The organism is Burkholderia reimsis (genome assembly GCF_003294055.1).
GTDB classification, from domain to species: domain Bacteria; phylum Pseudomonadota; class Gammaproteobacteria; order Burkholderiales; family Burkholderiaceae; genus Burkholderia; species Burkholderia cepacia.
Map to the genome: position 1 here is coordinate 14,423 of NZ_QMFZ01000004.1, position 17,175 is coordinate 31,597.

General features: G+C 65.8%; 14 protein-coding genes and 7 tRNA genes. 17 read left to right on the forward strand and 4 right to left on the reverse strand.

Going from position 1 to position 17,175, the window contains the following annotated elements; translation table 11 throughout:
• Positions 1-170: 170 nt before the first annotated feature.
• The 6 genes from DPV79_RS06660 (at position 171) to DPV79_RS06685 (ending at position 7,206) form a co-directional block, all read left to right on the forward strand.
• Complete coding sequence (locus tag DPV79_RS06660) at positions 171-536, forward strand: hypothetical protein (protein ID WP_021162483.1); 366 nt, start codon at positions 171-173, stop codon at positions 534-536.
• Positions 537-675: 139 nt separating this feature from the next.
• On the forward strand, positions 676-2,544 hold the full coding sequence (locus DPV79_RS06665) for an extracellular solute-binding protein (RefSeq protein ID WP_113045059.1): 1,869 nt from the start codon (positions 676-678) through the stop codon (positions 2,542-2,544).
• A gap of 50 nt (positions 2,545-2,594) precedes the next feature.
• Positions 2,595-3,638 carry a microcin C ABC transporter permease YejB gene (locus tag DPV79_RS06670; RefSeq protein WP_059489115.1) on the forward strand — a complete coding sequence of 348 codons (1,044 nt, stop codon included), beginning with the start codon at positions 2,595-2,597 and terminating at the stop codon, positions 3,636-3,638.
• A gap of 48 nt (positions 3,639-3,686) precedes the next feature.
• Positions 3,687-4,784, forward strand: coding sequence for an ABC transporter permease (locus DPV79_RS06675; protein ID WP_113045060.1), 1,098 nt, complete (start codon positions 3,687-3,689; stop codon positions 4,782-4,784).
• The gene (locus DPV79_RS06680; protein WP_021162485.1) at positions 4,781-6,403 is read left to right on the forward strand and encodes an ABC transporter ATP-binding protein; all 1,623 of its coding nucleotides are present in this window, start codon (positions 4,781-4,783) and stop codon (positions 6,401-6,403) included. The genes DPV79_RS06675 and DPV79_RS06680 overlap by 4 nt, the downstream gene beginning before the upstream one ends.
• 128 nt (positions 6,404-6,531) lie before the next feature.
• Positions 6,532-7,206: a C40 family peptidase gene (locus DPV79_RS06685; protein ID WP_011352498.1), complete on the forward strand. Its 675-nt coding sequence runs from the start codon at positions 6,532-6,534 to the stop codon at positions 7,204-7,206.
• A 146-nt stretch (positions 7,207-7,352) separates the two neighbouring features.
• On the opposite strand, the gene DPV79_RS06690 is transcribed toward DPV79_RS06685, so the two are convergent.
• Positions 7,353-8,279, reverse strand: coding sequence for a patatin-like phospholipase family protein (locus tag DPV79_RS06690; protein ID WP_021162487.1), 927 nt, complete (start codon positions 8,277-8,279; stop codon positions 7,353-7,355).
• Positions 8,280-8,559: 280 nt separating this feature from the next.
• Between DPV79_RS06690 and gltX the strand changes: the two genes are divergently transcribed.
• The 9 genes from gltX to DPV79_RS42530 all read left to right on the forward strand — a co-directional run bounded on the left by gltX (position 8,560) and on the right by DPV79_RS42530 (position 11,954).
• On the forward strand, positions 8,560-9,969 hold the full coding sequence (gene gltX, locus DPV79_RS06695; RefSeq protein WP_042977076.1) for a glutamate--tRNA ligase: 1,410 nt from the start codon (positions 8,560-8,562) through the stop codon (positions 9,967-9,969).
• A gap of 128 nt (positions 9,970-10,097) precedes the next feature.
• A tRNA-Ala gene (locus tag DPV79_RS06700) sits at positions 10,098-10,173 on the forward strand.
• A gap of 141 nt (positions 10,174-10,314) precedes the next feature.
• A tRNA-Glu gene (locus DPV79_RS06705) sits at positions 10,315-10,390 on the forward strand.
• Between the two features lie 79 nt (positions 10,391-10,469).
• Positions 10,470-10,546: transfer RNA gene (locus DPV79_RS06710), tRNA-Asp, on the forward strand.
• Positions 10,547-10,609: 63 nt separating this feature from the next.
• A tRNA-Glu gene (locus tag DPV79_RS06715) sits at positions 10,610-10,685 on the forward strand.
• An 80-nt stretch (positions 10,686-10,765) separates the two neighbouring features.
• Positions 10,766-10,842, forward strand: a tRNA-Asp gene (locus tag DPV79_RS06720).
• Positions 10,843-10,908: 66 nt separating this feature from the next.
• A tRNA-Glu gene (locus DPV79_RS06725) sits at positions 10,909-10,984 on the forward strand.
• Between the two features lie 73 nt (positions 10,985-11,057).
• A tRNA-Asp gene (locus DPV79_RS06730) sits at positions 11,058-11,134 on the forward strand.
• A gap of 355 nt (positions 11,135-11,489) precedes the next feature.
• Positions 11,490-11,954 carry a GNAT family N-acetyltransferase gene (locus DPV79_RS42530; protein ID WP_021159069.1) on the forward strand — a complete coding sequence of 155 codons (465 nt, stop codon included), beginning with the start codon at positions 11,490-11,492 and terminating at the stop codon, positions 11,952-11,954.
• Positions 11,955-11,980: 26 nt separating this feature from the next.
• Here the strand turns inward: DPV79_RS42530 and DPV79_RS06740 are convergent, their stop codons facing one another.
• A complete protein-coding gene (locus DPV79_RS06740; protein WP_059585839.1) occupies positions 11,981-12,856 on the reverse strand; it encodes an AraC family transcriptional regulator in 876 nt (291 codons plus the stop codon).
• Between the two features lie 277 nt (positions 12,857-13,133).
• Between DPV79_RS06740 and DPV79_RS06745 the strand changes: the two genes are divergently transcribed.
• On the forward strand, positions 13,134-13,547 hold the full coding sequence (locus tag DPV79_RS06745; protein WP_021159071.1) for a gamma-glutamylcyclotransferase family protein: 414 nt from the start codon (positions 13,134-13,136) through the stop codon (positions 13,545-13,547).
• Between the two features lie 127 nt (positions 13,548-13,674).
• Here DPV79_RS06745 and aceB read toward each other — a convergent pair whose 3' ends face one another.
• Together aceB and DPV79_RS06755 are read right to left on the reverse strand one after the other, a co-directional pair.
• Positions 13,675-15,267: a malate synthase A gene (gene aceB / locus DPV79_RS06750; protein WP_059494272.1), complete on the reverse strand. Its 1,593-nt coding sequence runs from the start codon at positions 15,265-15,267 to the stop codon at positions 13,675-13,677.
• A 65-nt stretch (positions 15,268-15,332) separates the two neighbouring features.
• Entirely contained in the window at positions 15,333-16,094 is a 762-nt protein-coding gene (locus DPV79_RS06755) for a haloacid dehalogenase type II (protein WP_113045062.1), read from the reverse strand.
• Positions 16,095-16,248: 154 nt separating this feature from the next.
• Between DPV79_RS06755 and DPV79_RS06760 the strand changes: the two genes are divergently transcribed.
• Positions 16,249-17,154 carry a LysR family transcriptional regulator gene (locus DPV79_RS06760; RefSeq protein WP_021159074.1) on the forward strand — a complete coding sequence of 302 codons (906 nt, stop codon included), beginning with the start codon at positions 16,249-16,251 and terminating at the stop codon, positions 17,152-17,154.
• Positions 17,155-17,175: the final 21 nt, after the last annotated feature.

Below are 17,175 nucleotides of genomic sequence, written 5' to 3' on the forward strand. Positions count from 1 at the left end.
AGGCGGAAGGGAGCCTGGACGCCTCCGTCGGGCCGTCGATTGTTACAAGACGTTAGCGCAAGCTTGCCGTTGCGATGCCGCGCATCAGTTCTTACAAACTTGAAATATGCGGGGGCAACGCTTGCCGTTATAGTCGAATCACACATCCAACAACCCCCAAAGAGGAATCCATGAAGACCTTGCGTATTGCCTCGCTCTTGACCGGTATGACGGCCTTGCTCGTGTCGGGCGCAGCAATGGCGGGAGTCAATGTCGGGATCAATCTCGGCGTTCCGGCACCGGTCTACGTCGCGCCCGCACCTGTGTATGCGCCGCCGCCTCCGCCGCCGGTCGTCTATCAGCCTGCGCCGGTCTACGCGCCGGCACCCGTCTACGCACCGGCGCCGACTATCGTGATCGGCTGGCATGGCGACCGCTACTGGGACGGCCGTCGCTACTGGGGCCGCGACGAGTGGTACCGCCGTCACGGCGGCCGCCCCGGCTGGGATCGCGGTCACGGCCATTGGGACAACGGTCGCCACAACGGCTGGCGTTGATCGACAGGGCGCACGCGTGATGTGCGCGCAACGTCCGCTGACGAAGAAACCGCCTGCATGGCGGTTTTCTTTTGGCCCGACGGATTGAATGGGTAGAATCGTCCCTCGTTACTACCCTCATTCGAGCGACAGGGCCTCTATGACGAAGGGTTCGCCCCGGGCCGCCGTGCGTGTCCGCCGTGCCGTACGGGTTGCCGGCCGCACGGCCGCGGTGTTCGTGTTGCAGGCGGCGCTGGCCGCGACCGCCGCGCACGCGGCCTACGCCATTGCGCAGTACGGCGAGCCGAAGTATCCGCCGGGCTTCAGGCATTTCGACTACGTCAACCCCGACGCGCCGAAGGGCGGCACGCTCGTGCTCGCGAACCCCAACCGGCTGACCTCGTTCGACAAGTTCAACCCGTTTACGATGCGCGGCAATCCCGCGCCGGGCATCGACATGCTGTTCGAGAGCCTCGCGACCGGCAGTTCGGACGAGCCGGCGTCCGCGTACGGGCTGCTCGCCGACGACATCGACATCGCACCGGATCGCCGTTCGGTCACGTTCCACCTGAATCCGCGCGCGCGCTTTTCCAATGGCGACCCGGTCACGGCCGACGACGTCAAGTTCTCGTTCGACACACTGAAGAGCAAGCTGGCCGCGCCGCAGTTCGGCGCGTATTTCGCGGAAATCACGAAGGCCGTGGTGGTTGATCCCGCCACCGTGCGTTTCGAGTTCCGCAGCGCGAATCGTGAACTGCCGCTGATCGCCGGCGGCGTGCCGGTGTTTTCGCGCAAGTGGGGATTGCGCGCGGACGGCTCGCGCATCCCGTTCGACCAGCTCGCGTTCGAGCAGCCGATCGGCAGCGGCCCGTACCTGATCGAGCGCTACGACAACGGCCGGACGATCACTTACCGGCGCAACCCGGCGTACTGGGGTGCCGACCTGCCGGTGCGGGTGGGCACCAACAACTTCGAACGGATCGTCTACAAGCTGTACGGCGATGGCGTTGCGCGGCTCGAAGCGTTCAAGGCGGGCGAATACGACGTGCTCGTCGAGTACATCGCGCGCAACTGGACGCGCCGCGACGTCGGCAAGCGTTTCGACAGCGGCGAGCTCGTCAAGCGCGAATTCCGCCAGCACAACGGCGCCGGCATGCAGGGCTTCTTCATGAACCTGCGCCGGCCGCTGTTTCGCGACGTGCGCGTGCGCCAGGCGCTTGACCTTGCGTTCGACTTCGAATGGCTGAACCGCCAGCTGTTCTACAGCGCCTACACGCGTCTGGACAGCTACTTCGCCGACACCGACCTGCAGGCGACCGGCACGCCCGGCCCCGGCGAGCTGAAGTTGCTGGAGCCGCTGCGCGCGCAGCTCGACCCGGCCGTGTTCGGGCCGATGGTCACTCAGCCGGACACGAATCCGCCGGGCTCGCTGCGCGCGAACCTGCTGAAGGCGCGCACGCTGCTCGCGCAGGCCGGCTGGACCTATCGCGACGGCGCGCTGCGCAATGCGAAAGGCGAGCCGTTCACGTTCGAGATCCTCGACGATTCGGGCGCCGCGATGGAAGGTGTCGTGACGGCCTATCAGCGCAATCTGGCGAAGCTCGGCATCGATGCACGCTTTCGAACGGCCGATTTCGCGCTGCTGCAAAAGCGCCTCGACGCGTTCGACTACGACATGACGACGATCCGCCTGCCGGGCGTGCAGGTGCCGGGGGCCGAGCAATACTCGCGTTACGCCAGCAAGTTCGCCGACGAGCCGGGCTCCGACAACTTCATCGGGCTGAAGTCACCGGCCGTCGACGCGCTGCTGCACGCACTCGGCACCGCGCAGTCGCGCGACGAATTGCTCGATGCGACACACGCGCTCGACCGCGTGCTGATGCATGGCTACTACGCGGTCCCGCAGTGGTACAGCACGACGCACCGGATCGCGTACAAGCGCACGCTCGGCTACCCGCAGACGCTGCCGCTGTACTATTCGGCCGAGGGCTGGGTCGTGTCGACCTGGTGGGCGAAGCCCGATCACTGAGCCACGCCGCCCTACGTCCAACCCTGCCTACCGATCGCGAGTCGACGCCCATGTGGAGCTACATCCTCAAACGCCTGCTGCTGATGATCCCGACGCTCGTCGGCGTGCTGACGCTCACGTTCGCGGTGATCCAGTTCGTACCGGGCGGCCCCGTCGAACAGGCCGTGCAGGAATTGCGCAAGGGCGCGACGGAGCAGGGTGCGGTGCCGTTCGGGATGCGCGCGCACACCGGCGTCGACGCGCAGCAGCTCGCGCAGCTGAAGGCGCTGTACGGTTTCGACAAACCGCCGCTCGAACGCTACTGGCTGATGCTGAAGCGCTTCGCGCGCTTCGATCTCGGCGAAAGTTACTTCCGCCACCAGAGCGTGTGGTCGCTGGTCGTGCAGAAGCTGCCCGTGTCGATCAGCATCGGGCTGTGGACGTTCTTCCTCACATACCTGATCTCGGTGCCGCTCGGCATCGCGAAGGCCGTGCGCAACGGTTCGCCGTTCGACGTCGCGACGAGCCTCGTCGTGCTCGTCGGTTATGCGATTCCGGGCTTCGTGCTCGGCGTGCTGCTGCTCGTGCTGTTCGGCGGCGGCTCGTTCTGGCAGCTTTTCCCGCTGCGCGGGCTCACGTCGGACAACTTCGCCCAGCTGTCGCTCGTCGGCAAGGTGCTCGACTACCTGTGGCACATTGCGCTGCCGATCACGGCGTCGGTCGTCGGCAGCTTCGCGGTCGTCACGATGCTCACGAAGAATGCGTTCCTCGACCAGATCCGCCGGCAATACGTGCTGACCGCGCGCGCGAAGGGGCTCTCCGAGCGCAGCGTGCTGTGGAAGCACGTGTTCCGCAACGCGATGCTGCCGCTGATCGTTGGTTTTCCGGCCGCGTTCATCGGTGCGTTCTTCACGGGCAGCCTGCTGATCGAGACGCTGTTCTCGCTCGACGGCCTCGGGCTGCTGTCGTACGAATCGGTCGTGCGGCGCGACTATCCGGTCGTGCTCGGCACGCTGTACCTGTTCACGCTGATCGGCCTTGCGACCAAGCTGATCTCCGATCTCTGCTATGTGTGGGTCGATCCGCGCATTCAATTCGACACCCTGGAGCGCTGACATGAAACCGTCCGTCTGCATGCCCGGCGTCACCGGGCGAGGTGCGCGATGAACCGGGCCGTCGTGTCGTCCCACATCGACGCGGCGCGCGCCCGCGTGTCGCCGTCTCCCGCGCGCCGCGTATGGCAGCGCTTCAGGCAGCAGCGCCTCGGCTACTGGAGCTTCGTGATCTTCGTCGTTGCGTTCGCCGCGAGCCTCGCGGCGCCGCTGTGGTCGAACGACAAGCCGCTCGTCGTGCGTTACGACGGCCAGACCTATTTCCCGATGTTCCATGCGTATCCGGAGACGACCTTCGGCGGCGATTTCCCGACGCCGGCCGACTATCTCGATCCGTATGTGCGCAAGCGGCTCGAGGCGCCCGGCAACTTCGTCGTCTACCCGCCGAACCATTACTACTACGACACGCTGAACTACTTCTCGAACGTGCCGAACCCCGCGCCGCCGTCGCGCGCGAACTGGCTCGGCACCGACGCGCAGGGCCGCGACCTGCTCGCCCGGCTCGTGTACGGGTTCCGCGTGTCGGTCGAGTTCGGGCTGATCCTGACCATGATCGGCACGCTGCTCGGGATCGCCGCGGGCGCTGTGCAGGGCTTCTTCGGCGGGCGCATCGACATCGTCGGGCAGCGCCTGATCGAGATCTGGAGTTCGCTGCCCGAGCTGTACCTGCTGATCATCTTCGCGTCGATCTTCGAGCCGAGTTTCCTGCTGCTGATCGTGCTGCTGTCGCTGTTCGGCTGGATCGGGCTCGCCGACTACGTGCGTGCGGAATTCCTGCGCAACCGCACGCAGGACTACGTGCGCGCGGCGCGCGCGATGGGGCTCACGAACTGGCAGATCATCTGGCGCCATGTGCTGCCGAACAGCCTCACGCCGGTGATCACGTTCCTGCCGTTCCGGATGAGCGGCTCGATCCTCGCGCTCACGAGCCTCGATTTCCTCGGGCTCGGCGTGCCGCCGCCGACCCCGAGCCTCGGCGAACTGCTCGCGCAGGGCAAGGGCAACCTCGACGCATGGTGGATCTCGTTGTCGACCTTCGGCGTGCTGGTCACGACGCTGCTGTTGCTGACCTTCATGGGCGACGCGCTGCGCAACGCACTCGATACGCGGATCGCCGATTCGGTGCGCGCGGCGGGAGGCCAGCGATGAGCGAGGCGGTCGTATCGACGCAGCATGAGCCGCTGCTGGCGCTCGAGCATCTGCATGTACGCTTCGGCGACACGGTCGCGGTGGACGACGTGACGCTCGAGATCGGTCGCGGCGAGCGCGTCGCGCTGGTCGGCGAATCGGGTTCCGGCAAGAGCGTGACCGCGCTATCGATCCTGCGGCTGCTGCGCGACGCCGACGTGAGCGGGGCGATCCGCTTCGCGGGGCAGGACCTGGCTGGCAAGAGCGAGCGCGAGATGCGCGGGCTGCGCGGCTCGGACATCGCGATGATCTTCCAGGAACCGATGACGGCGCTCAACCCGCTGTATACGATCGGCGTGCAGATCGGCGAGACGATCGTGCTGCACGACGGCGTATCGGCGGTCGAGGCGCGCAAGCGTGCGATCGCTCTGCTGGCGCGCACGGGCATCGCGGAGCCGGAGAAGCGTGTCGACAGCTATCCGCACCAGTTGTCGGGCGGCCAGCGGCAGCGGGCGATGATCGCGATGGCGCTCGCCTGCCGGCCGCGCCTGCTGCTGGCCGACGAGCCGACCACCGCGCTCGACGTGACGATCCGCGCGCAGATCGTCGACCTGCTGCTGGAACTGCAGCGCGAGGAAGCGGAAAAGCGCGGGATGGCGATCCTGCTGATCACGCACGACCTGAATCTCGTGCGGCACTTCGCGGATCGCGTCGCGGTGATGGAGCACGGCCGGCTCGTCGAGAGCGGGCCGGTCGAGCGGATCTTCGCGGAACCCGAGCATCCGTATACGCAGCGGCTGCTGAACAGCCGGCCGCAACGCGCGGTCGCGCCGGTGATGCCGATCGCGCCCGTCGTGCTCGACGCCCGCCACGTGAGCGTGCAGTTTGCGCGCAAGCGGCCGGGCATCGCGGGCTGGTTCGGCTCGGTACCCGTGACGGCCGTCGCGGATGTGTCGGTGTCGGTGCGGCAGGGCGAGACGCTCGGCATCGTCGGTGAATCGGGATCCGGGAAGTCGACGCTCGCGATGGCGCTGCTCGGCCTGCAAAAGACGGCCGGCGGCACGATCGAATTCCAGGGGCGCGCGCTGTCGACCTATCGCGGCCGCGAACAGACCGCCCTGCGCTCGAACATGCAGGTGGTCTTTCAGGATCCGTTCAGTTCGCTTTCTCCGCGTCACACGATCGAGCGGATCGTCGGCGAGGGGCTCGAACTGCATCGCCCGGACATGACGCCCGATGCGCGTCGCGCGAAGTCGCTCGCGGTGCTGCGCGAAGTCGGCCTCGACCGCACGGTGCTGCACCGTTACCCGCACGAATTCTCGGGCGGGCAGCGCCAGCGGATCGCGATCGCGCGCGCGCTGGTGCTGGAACCGCGCATCCTGATCCTCGACGAGCCGACGTCCGCGCTCGACGTGTCGATCCAGCAGCAGGTGCTCAAGCTGCTCGCGAATTTGCAACAGAAATACAACCTCGGCTATGTATTCATCAGCCACGACCTGGAGGTGATCGGGGCGATGGCGCACCGCGTCGCGGTGATGCAGGGCGGGGCCGTCGTCGAGTCGGGAGAGGTGGCCGACATCTTCAGCAGACCGTCACATCCTTACACACAAAAGCTGTTGAAAGCGGTCTGGAAAGCGTGATAGGCCGCCAATGGTCTGACCATCTCGATTGTATTTATTAATTTGTTTTGACAAACGATTACGCGCTGGCTAGTATCGACCGAAATTTTCCGCCAATCAGCTGATTTTTAAGCACATTCCATCGACCAATGCAGCATCGATCCCTGACCCAGGCATGCGCGCGCACCATCGCCGGGCTATTCATCGGCGCCCTGTTCGCAGCAGCACCCGGCGCGTTCGCCGACGAAGTCAGCAGTTTTAACCAGAATGTCACCAATTCGACGCAGAACGCGTCGAATTCCTCCCTCCAGCAGACCAGCGCGCAGCCGTCGAGCGGCGGCGCGAAGTCGTTCCTCGCCGGCATGGCCGGCAAGGCTGGCGACGTGGTCGTCGGCGCGCTGAACATGATCGGCGTGCGCTATCGCTGGGGCGGCAACTCGCCGGATTCGGGCCTCGACTGCAGCGGCTTCGTGCGCTACGTGTTCCAGGACACCCTCGGCATGTCGCTGCCGCGTCGAGCGGAAGAGATGAGCCGCGTCGGCGAGAAGGTGAGCATGAGCAACCTCAAGCCGGGCGATCTCGTGTTCTTCAACACGATGCGCCGCACGTTCTCGCACGTCGGCATCTACATCGGCGACAACAAGTTCGTGCACTCGCCGTCGACGGGCAGCACCATCCGCGTCGACGATCTCGATAGCGGCTACTGGGAAAAGCGTTTCACCGGCGCGCGCCGGCTTGAGTCGGAGTTCCCGATGAAGCCGGAAGATCTGCGTCAGCGCGTGCGCGCGACGATTGGCGACGATTCGGCGAACGGCAACAACTGACGTTCGACGGCCGGTCCGGCCGGATCGAAAAAACCCTGTCACCGAAAGGCGGCAGGGTTTTTTGTTTTGGGGCGATGCAAACGGTGAATGACGGTCGCGCCGTCGTTTGCCGGCCGGCGGCGCGCGCCGGCCTGCGCGTCGCGTGCTTACGCGGCGGCCACGCCGCGCGCTGCCGCGAGCTTGCGCTGCAGTTCCGGCATGATGCGCGCGACGGCTTCCTCGCCTGCAAGAATGGCCGCGTTGCGCTGGTTGAAGTCGCTGCCGCCCATGGCCGCGAGGTTCGGGCGGATCACGACGTCGGCGTACTTTTCGAGCTCGTAGGTCTTGATCGTCTGGCCCATGATCGTGAAGGTCTGCAGCAGCATCTCGATCGGGTTGTTGGTTGCCGCGCCGTCCGGCCGGGCCGAGATGTCGACCGCGATCACGAAGCTCGCGCCCATCTTGCGCGCATACGACGCCGGCACGGGGCTCACGAGGCCGCCGTCGACATATTCGCGGTTGCCGATCTTCACCGGTTCGAACACCGACGGCACGCTGCACGACGCACGCACCGCGAGCCCCGTGTTGCCCTGCTGGAACAGGATCGGCTGACCGCTCTGCAGATCGGTCGCGACAATACCGAGCGGCTTCGCCATCTTCTCGATCGGCCGGTTGTTGAGCGTCTTGTTCAGGAAGTTCTGCAGCGCCACGCCCTGCAGCAGCCCGCGCGAACGGAACGGCAGCGCCCAGTCGCTGATCGCCGCCTGGTCCATGTCGAGCGCGATCTTGTTGATCTGCAGTGCGCTCATGCCCGACGCATACAGTGCGCCGACCACCGAGCCCGCGCTCGTGCCCGCGACGATTTCGACCGGGATGCCGCGCGCCTCGAGCGCCTTCAGCACGCCGATGTGCGAGAAGCCGCGCGCGGCGCCGCCGCCGAGCGCGATGCCGATCTTCACCGGCTTCTCGCGCGGCTGCGTGGCGCCGGACGTATTGTCCGAACGGGATTTGTCGCCGAACGACGTGCAGGCGGCGAGGCTGGCGGACGCGGCGGCGATCGTGAAGTGGCGGCGCGACAGGCGAGGGGACGACATCGAATGGTTCTCCGGCGGCTTGGCGGCGGGTCACACGGCCCGCGGCGGCGATAGGTTCCGAGCGGCCGCGCGGCAGGTTCCGTGCGGCCGGCGCCGCGCCGGCTGGCGGCCGCGGCGCGCACATCATAAAGCAAGCGGCGCGCTTGGCGCGATGTCCGGCGCGAGTATAATTCCGGCTTCTTTCCCGTTCCGGGCGCGGCCGGCCCCGTTGCTGTCCGGGCTGCCGCCGTCGATCCCGCGTCGAATCATTCATGCGCCCCAGGCGTTCGAGTTACCGTTTATGACCCGTCCTGTCCGTACCCGCTTCGCGCCGAGTCCCACCGGCTTCATCCACCTCGGCAACATCCGCTCCGCGCTCTATCCGTGGGCGTTCGCCCGCAAGATGAAGGGCACGTTCGTGCTGCGCATCGAGGACACCGACGTCGAGCGCTCGTCGCAGGAAGCGGTCGACGCGATCCTCGAAGGGATGCAATGGCTCGGCCTGGATTTCGACGAAGGCCCGATCTACCAGATGCAGCGGATGGACCGCTATCGCGAGGTGCTCGCGCAGATGCTGGAGAAGGGGCTTGCCTACCCGTGCTACATGTCGGCCGAGGAGCTCGACGCGCTGCGCGAACGCCAGCGCGAGGCCGGCCTGAAGCCGCGCTACGACGGCACGTGGCGTCCGGAGCCCGGCAAGGTGCTGCCGGAGCCGCCGGCCGGCGTGAAGCCGGTGCTGCGTTTCCGCAATCCGCTGACGGGCACGGTCGTGTGGGATGACGCGGTGAAGGGGCGTGTCGAGATTTCGAACGAGGAACTCGACGACCTCGTGATCGCGCGCCCGGACGGCACGCCGATCTACAACTTCTGCGTGGTGGTGGACGACATGGACATGGGCATCACGCACGTGATCCGTGGCGACGACCACGTGAACAACACGCCGCGCCAGATCAACATCCTGAATGCGCTCGGCGGCGAGGCGCCGGTCTACGCGCACCTGCCGACCGTGCTGAACGAGCAGGGCGAGAAGATGAGCAAGCGGCATGGCGCGATGAGCGTGATGGCGTATCGCGACGCGGGTTTCCTGCCCGAAGCGGTCGTCAACTATCTCGCGCGCCTCGGCTGGTCGCACGGCGATGCCGAGATCTTCTCGCGTGAGCAGTTCGTCGAATGGTTCGATCTCGAGCATCTCGGCAAGTCGCCCGCGCAATACGACCACAGCAAGCTGAGCTGGCTGAACGCGCATTACATCAAGGAAGCCGACAACGCGCGCCTCGCCGAGCTGGCCAAACCGTTCCTCGCCGCACTCGGCGTCGACGATGCGGCGATCGCCACGGGCCCGGCGCTCGATGCCGTGGTCGGGCTGATGAAGGATCGCGCGACGACGGTCAAGGAGATCGCGGAAGGCGCTGCGATGTTCTACCGTGTGCCGGCACCGGAGGCCGATGCGCTTGCGCAGCACGTGACCGATGCGGTGCGTCCGGCGCTGGCCGATCTCGTCGCTGCGCTGAAGGCAGCCGACTGGACGAAGGAGGCCGTATCCGCCGCGCTGAAGGCGACGCTCGGCACGCACAAGCTGAAGATGCCGCAACTCGCGATGCCGGTGCGCCTGCTGGTGGCGGGGACGACGCACACGCCGTCGATCGACGCGGTGCTCGTCCTGTTCGGTCGCGATGTCGTGGTGTCGCGCATCGAGGCCGCGCTGGCCTGAGATTCGGGGGCGAGCGAAGCTGCCCGTGCGTGACATCGCGGCGGCTTCGCAAAAAATTTCGCTCCAATCGCAAAAAGGGTATTTACAAGTTCAAAGTAGCTCCATATAATCTCATTTCTGTTCTGCAAGGGGGTATAGCTCAGCTGGGAGAGCGCTTGCATGGCATGCAAGAGGTCAGCGGTTCGATCCCGCTTACCTCCACCATCAGAACAAGCTGAGTTGATTTGCGAAGCAAGTAGGGTAGTAATAAATGCTTCACAAAATGATTCAAAGCAGTTAGAATTTCGGCCTTCGCTGTTGATTGAAAAGTGAATAGCGAAAGTCAGACAGATCTGAAAAGATTTTGTCCCCTTCGTCTAGAGGCCTAGGACATCACCCTTTCACGGTGAGTACAGGGGTTCGAATCCCCTAGGGGACGCCAGGATTCAGCGGCGTTTCGTAGAAGTGTCGCAAGGCTCGCAGGAACGTAACCGACGTCCTGCGGGTTGGGTAAGAAAGCTGGAGCGGTAGTTCAGTCGGTTAGAATACCGGCCTGTCACGCCGGGGGTCGCGGGTTCGAGTCCCGTCCGCTCCGCCAGAACGAAGCCCGTTCAAGACGTTTTTGAGCGGGCTTTTGTATTAAAGATGTAAGCAGTACGTTGTCCCCTTCGTCTAGAGGCCTAGGACATCACCCTTTCACGGTGAGTACAGGGGTTCGAATCCCCTAGGGGACGCCAGGATTCGGCGGCGTTTCGTAGAAGTGCCGCATCGCTTGCAGGAGCGTGACAAGATCCTGCGGGCGAGGGTAAGAAAAGCTGGAGCGGTAGTTCAGTTGGTTAGAATACCGGCCTGTCACGCCGGGGGTCGCGGGTTCGAGCCCCGTCCGCTCCGCCAGAACGAAGCCCGTTCAAAGAACGTTTTTTGAACGGGCTTTTGCATTAAGGATGTAAGCAGTGCGTTGTCCCCTTCGTCTAGAGGCCTAGGACATCACCCTTTCACGGTGAGTACAGGGGTTCGAATCCCCTAGGGGACGCCAGATTTCGGCGTCGTTCGAACAAACGATGCGCCGGCAGGAAGCAACCGACGCCTGCCAGGCAAGCAGCAAGACTGGAGCGGTAGTTCAGTCGGTTAGAATACCGGCCTGTCACGCCGGGGGTCGCGGGTTCGAGTCCCGTCCGCTCCGCCAAAAAAATGAAGAAGCCCGCCTTGTGCGGGCTTTTTCATTTGTATCGTCGATAGCGCCCGCTGGCGGGCGCGTGACCGCGGAGTGGAGGAAGCCGCCTGCGCGGCTTCCGGCGGGGCTCGAAGGGATGCGCGTGCACGCGCATCCGCGGCCTGCAGGATGTAGGCGAGTCCCGTCCGCTCCGCCAAAAAATGAAGAAGCCCGCCTCGTGCGGGCTTTTTCATTTCGCGTTTCCCGTTGTGTCCGCAGGCGGCACGTAACCACAGGTCATCACGCGTCGAGCCGCTACGAGAAATCCGCGATTGCATCCGCACGCGACTGCGCTATCGTGGCGGGATGCGTTCTTGACCCCTGCGCGATGCTCGATCCGACCGACCTGCGACTCCTGTATCAGCTCCGGCCCGCGGAGGCCGGCGATTTTCCGTTTGCCGAAGCGCTGACGCACGGCAACATGGGCGGCTATTACAAGCGCCATGGGCTCGTCTGGCGCAGCGACCTGTTCTACGCGAGCTGGCGCGAATCCGAGAACTTCATCCTCGAGGCCGACGGCGAGCGCATCGGCGTGCTGCGCGTGACCGAGGAGGGCGATTCGCTGCACATCCGCGACGTACAGATCGCGGCCGGTCATCGCGGGCAGGGCGCCGGCACCTACATGCTCGACATGTCGCATCGCTGGGCGCGTGCGCGCGGGCTGCACGAACTGCAATTGCGCGTGTTCGTCGACAATCCTGCCGCGCGTCTTTATTTGCGCATGGGCTATCGGGTTGCCGGGTCGCGGCTCGCGCAACTTGGCTCGATCCGCCACATGGTGCGGCCGGTCTGACGCGCTGATGGCCCCGAACGACGCGTTCAGCGGACAGCGCCGATGGCGTCGTCGTCCGGGGTTTCGTCGTCCGCGAGGCTGCCTTCCGGGCCGCGGTGTTCGTAGCCGCGCAGCATGAATGCGCGCGGGCTTTCGCCGAATGCGCGCCGGAACATCGCCGAAAAGGCGCTCTGGCTCTGGTAGCCGAGCTCGCGCGCGATATGCGACAGCGGGCGCCCCTGGTTCAGCAGCGGAATGGCCCGTGCCAGCAGTGCCTGCTGACGCCACTGCGAAAAACTCACGCCCAGTTCCTGCTTGAAGAGCCGCGAAATCGTGCGCGTGCTCGCGCCGACCTCGCTTGCCCAGTGCTCGAGCGACTCCGCATGCGCCGGATGCGCGAGTACCGATTCGCACAGCATGCGCAGCCGTTTTTCGTCAGGCATCGGCACTGCGAGCGGCAGCGGTTCGGCGCGACTCAGCTCGTCGAGCACGAGCCCGCACAGCAGGCGCTCGCGCGCGGTGCTCAGGTCGCGCGCGTCGAGCGCGACGATCAGTTCGCGCAGGAGCCCCGTCACTTCGACGACACGGCACGCGTCAAGCCCTTCCGGCACGATCGACTCGTCGATGTACAGCGTGCGCAAGAACGCCTCTTCGACGATCACGACCTCGTGCGTCACGTGCGGCGGTACCCAGATCGCACGGGACGGCGGCACCATCCATGTCGTGCCGGTCGTCGCGACGCGCAGCACGCCGCGCGATGCGTACGCGAGCTGTGCCCATGCATGCGTATGCAGCGGGATGCGGCGTCCGGCGTCGAGCTGCCGTGCGCGCACGCGCATCGGATGGACGGCGGTCGGCGCGAATTCGGGCGGAATGTCGATGACGTACAGGTTCGGTACGTCGGCTTGGGCGGGCGGATTCATGAACGATTCGGGCAACGCTGCGGCGATGCCGTTATTGTAGAAGGCGCCGCGAAAGCGCATGTGACGGTTTGTCGAGCGATCATGCCGCGCCCAAATGAATGTTGTGTGTGGCCCGGCGATTTCAGGGCCGCCCGCGACGAGAGGCGCTTGCGCGTTCGAACCATCGGGCCGGTATCGTGGTCTATCGATGCGCGGGGGATTGCGCAGGAATTGCGCACGGATCGCGCATGAATCGCCCGTGAACAGGGCAACACACGAATCAAAGAGGAGAACCACGATGCGTTACGTATTCGTCTACGGCACCTTGAGAAACGGGGAGGCCAACGACATCGGCCACGCGGCCGCCAGGCACGGAATTGCCGCGCCGACGCTGCTCGGCGCCGCCGCGCTGCCGGGAGAGCTTTACGATTTCGGCACGTATCCGGGGATGGTTGCCGGGTCGGCCGGCAAGTCGCTGGTCTGGGGCGACGTCTACGAAATCGACGACCTGCTTGTTCCCGTGCTCGACGAGATCGAGCGCGTCTATCCGGGTGTCGACTCGCTGTTCAAGCCGGACGACGTGACCGTCGAACTCGGCGGCCGGCAGTACGCGTGCCTTTACTATCCGGTCGCCGCGCACGCGACCGCCGGACGTCCGCGCATTGCGTCGGGCGACTGGGTTCAGCACCGGCGCGAGCGGGAAGCCGTCTAGCCGGCCGCGCGGCAGCCGCTCCAGCCGCAAAGAAAAAAGCGCCCCGAGGGGCGCTTTCGTTTGTGCCGTCATTCGCATGCGACCGGCGCCGACGCAGGGGCGGCCCCGATCGGGACGGGCGGCTTCGTCAGATTTCCTCGTACAGCGGCAGCGTCAGGAATTCGGTGAAGCCTTCCGACGTCGACATCTGTTCGAAGATCGCGGCGGCGCGCTCGTACGGCTGCGTGTTGCCGCCGACCGAGCGCTTCACGTTGTCGAGTTCGGCCTTCGAGAATTCCCGCACGAGTTCGGCTGTGACCTTGCGGCCGTCGTCGAGCACGCCCTTCGGCGAGCGGATCCACTGCCACACCTGCGAACGGGAAATCTCGGCCGTGGCCGCATCTTCCATCAGGTTGTGGATCGGTACGCAGCCGTTGCCGTCGAGCCAGGCGCCGAGGTAATGGATGCCGACGTTGATGTTGTTGCGCAGGCCGGCTTCGGTGATCGGCGCTTCAGGCTGGAAGTCGAGCAGGTTCCTGCCCTCGACCTGCACGTCGTCGCGCTGCTTCGCGATCTGGTTCGGCTTGTCGCCGAGCACCTTGACGAACTCTTCCATCGCGATCGGCACGAGGCCCGGGTGCGCGACCCAGCCGCCGTCGTAGCCGTCGGTCGCGTCGCGCTGCTTGTCCGAACGCACGCCGCCCATGGCCTTGTCGTTCGCTTCCGGATCGTTCTTGATCGGGATCAGCGCGCTCATCCCGCCGATCGCCGGCGCGTTGCGCTTGTGGCAGGTCTTCAGCAGCAGCAGCGCGTACGCGCGCATGAACGGCACCGTCATCGTGATCTTCGAACGCTCGGCCAGGCAGAAGTCGCGGTCGTTCTTGAACTTCTTGATCGCCGAGAAGATGTAGTCCCACCGGCCCGCGTTCAGGCCCGAGCTGTGTTCGCGCAGTTCGTACAGGATCTCGTCCATCTCGAACGCGGCGAGGATCGTCTCGATCAGCACCGTCGCGCGGATCGTGCCGCGCGGCACGCCGACGGCTTCCTGCGCCGCGACGAAGATGTCGTTCCACAGCCGTGCCTCGAGATGGCTTTCCATCTTCGGCAGGTAGAAGTACGGGCCCGAGCCGCGCGCAAGCAGTTCCTTCGCGTTGTGGAACAGGAACAGCGCGAAGTCGAAGATGCCGCCGGACACGCGCTGGCCGTCGACCGTCACGTGCTTCTCGTCGAGGTGCCAGCCGCGCGGACGCACGATCAGCGTCGCGACCTTGTCGTTCAACTGGTAGGACTTGCCGTTCTGCTCGAGCGAGATCGTCCGGCGCACCGCGTCCTTCAGGTTGATCTGGCCGTCGATCTGGTTCGTCCAGCTCGGCGCGTTCGAATCCTCGAAGTCCGTCATGTACGAATCGGCGCCCGAGTTCAGCGCGTTGATGATCATCTTGCGCTCGACGGGGCCCGTGATCTCGACGCGGCGGCATTGCAGGTCGGCCGGCAGCGGCGCGACCTTCCAGTCGCCTTCGCGGATCGCCTTCGTTTCGGCCAGGAAGTCGGGGCGTTCGCCCGCGTCGAGGCGTTTCGTGCGCTCGACGCGCGCCTGCAGCAGCGCCTGGCGGCGCGGTTCGAACGTGCGGTGCAGCGCCGCGACGAGTGCGAGCGCGTCGGGCGTCAGGATTGCTTCGTAACCCGGCTTGATTTCGCCGGTGATCGCCATGCCTTGCGGCAGCGTGATCGGGGTGCTCATGAGTCTCATCTCCTTGGTCGGTCAGTTGCGGTTTCGGTAAAGGGGGGAGGCGGCAGCTGCAAGCGTCATGCACCCGGGCCGGGGCGCGTGCGGTTTGCGGGTCTGCCGGACGGAGCCGGGGTGGCGAGGAATGCGAGCAGGTCGACCATGCCGGTGCCCGTACCGTCCGGCGGCGCGCCGAGTTCCTCGGCGGGCGCGCCCGTGCGGTTGAGCCAGAACGTGGTGTAGCCGAACCAGACGGCGCCGGCGACGTCCCACGCGTTCGACGACACGAACACGATGCCGCGCCGGTTCGGTCCGAACGCGGCGGTGCCGAGCGCATAGGCCGCCGGACTCGGCTTGTACGCGCGCACGGTGTCGGCCGACAGCACGCGATCGAACAGCCCGGACATGCCGGCGCTCTTGATCGCGATGTCGAGCATCTGTGGTGTGCCGTTCGACAGGATCGCGAGCGGCGGGCGCGGGTCGAGCGCGCGCAGCTTGCGCAGCGCGGGCACCGTATCGGGATAGGTGGACAGGCACGCGTATTCGTCCATCAGTCGCTTCTCGGCCGCGCTGTTCAGCGCGAGCCCGAGCCGGCGCGCGGCGAACCGCAGCGCATCGAGCGTGATGTCCCGGAACGGGCGATAGCGGGCGCCGGCCGGATCGGCGAGCGTGCGCAGTTGCGAGTATTCGATTTGCTTGCGTCGCCACAGCTGCGACAACCGTTCCCCGTGACCCGGAAACATCTGCTCTGCCGCGGCCAGCACCGCACGCACGTCGAACAACGTGCCGAATGCGTCGAAGAGGATTGCGTCGGGAGAGGAGAGTGTCGTTGTGGCCGACATAGCCTTGCGCTCCGGTTTCAGAGGTCGAGTGAATTCTATTCGTGATCGTATGCGCTAAAAAAGACGCTATTCATCACTTGATCTTTTACTTTAATATACCTAATCTTGAGCCGTTTAAGCTATTTGAAGGGCGGCGGCACCGCCCCGGCGAGTCATGGACCGGTTCAAGCAGATCGAAACGTTCGCTGCGGTCGCGGCGAAGGGCAGCCTGTCGGCGGCTGCGCATGCGGAGGGCGTCGCCCCGGCGATCATCGGCCGACGCCTCGACGCGCTCGAGGAGCGGCTCGGCGTCAAGCTGCTGGTGCGCACGACGCGCAAGCTCACGCTGACGTTCGAGGGCTCGGCGTTTCTCGAGGATTGCCAGCGGATCATCAACGACATGCAGAACGCGGAGGCGAGCGTGTCCGCCGGCGGCGTCAAGGCGAGCGGCCACCTGCGTATTTCCGCGCCGGCCGGCTTCGGCCGGCGGCACGTCGCGCCGCTCGTGCCCGAATTCAGCGTCGGGCATCCCGACGTCTCGGTCACGCTCGACCTGTCCGACCGCATGGTCGACCTCGTCAACGAGGGGTTCGATTGCGCGGTGCGGCTCGGCGAGCTGCCCGACTCGTCGCTCGTGTCGCTGAAGCTCGGCGAGAACCGCCGCGTGTGCGTCGCGGCTCCCGCGTACCTCGTACGGCGCGGCACGCCCGCGACGCTCGCGGAACTGGCGCGGCACAACTGCCTCGCGCTCGCGGCAAACGCGAACCAGCAGCGCGGCTGGGCGTTCCAGGAGGACGGCAAGGTCGTGTCGATCCGCGTGAACGGCACGATGGAATGCTCGGACGGCGCGGTGCTGCACGAATGGTGCCTCGCCGGACATGGCTTGGCGTGGCGCTCGTGGTGGGAGGTCGGCGAGGACATCGCGGCCGGCCGGCTCGTCAGCGTGCTCGACGCATTTGCCGCCCCGCCGATCGGCATCCACGCGGTGTTCCCGCAACGCCGGCACCTGCCGCTGCGTGTGCGGCTGTTTCTCGACTACCTGAAGCACACTTACGAGCGGCCCGGATATTGGGGCGAGTAGCAGCGGGAGCCGGTCGCGTTC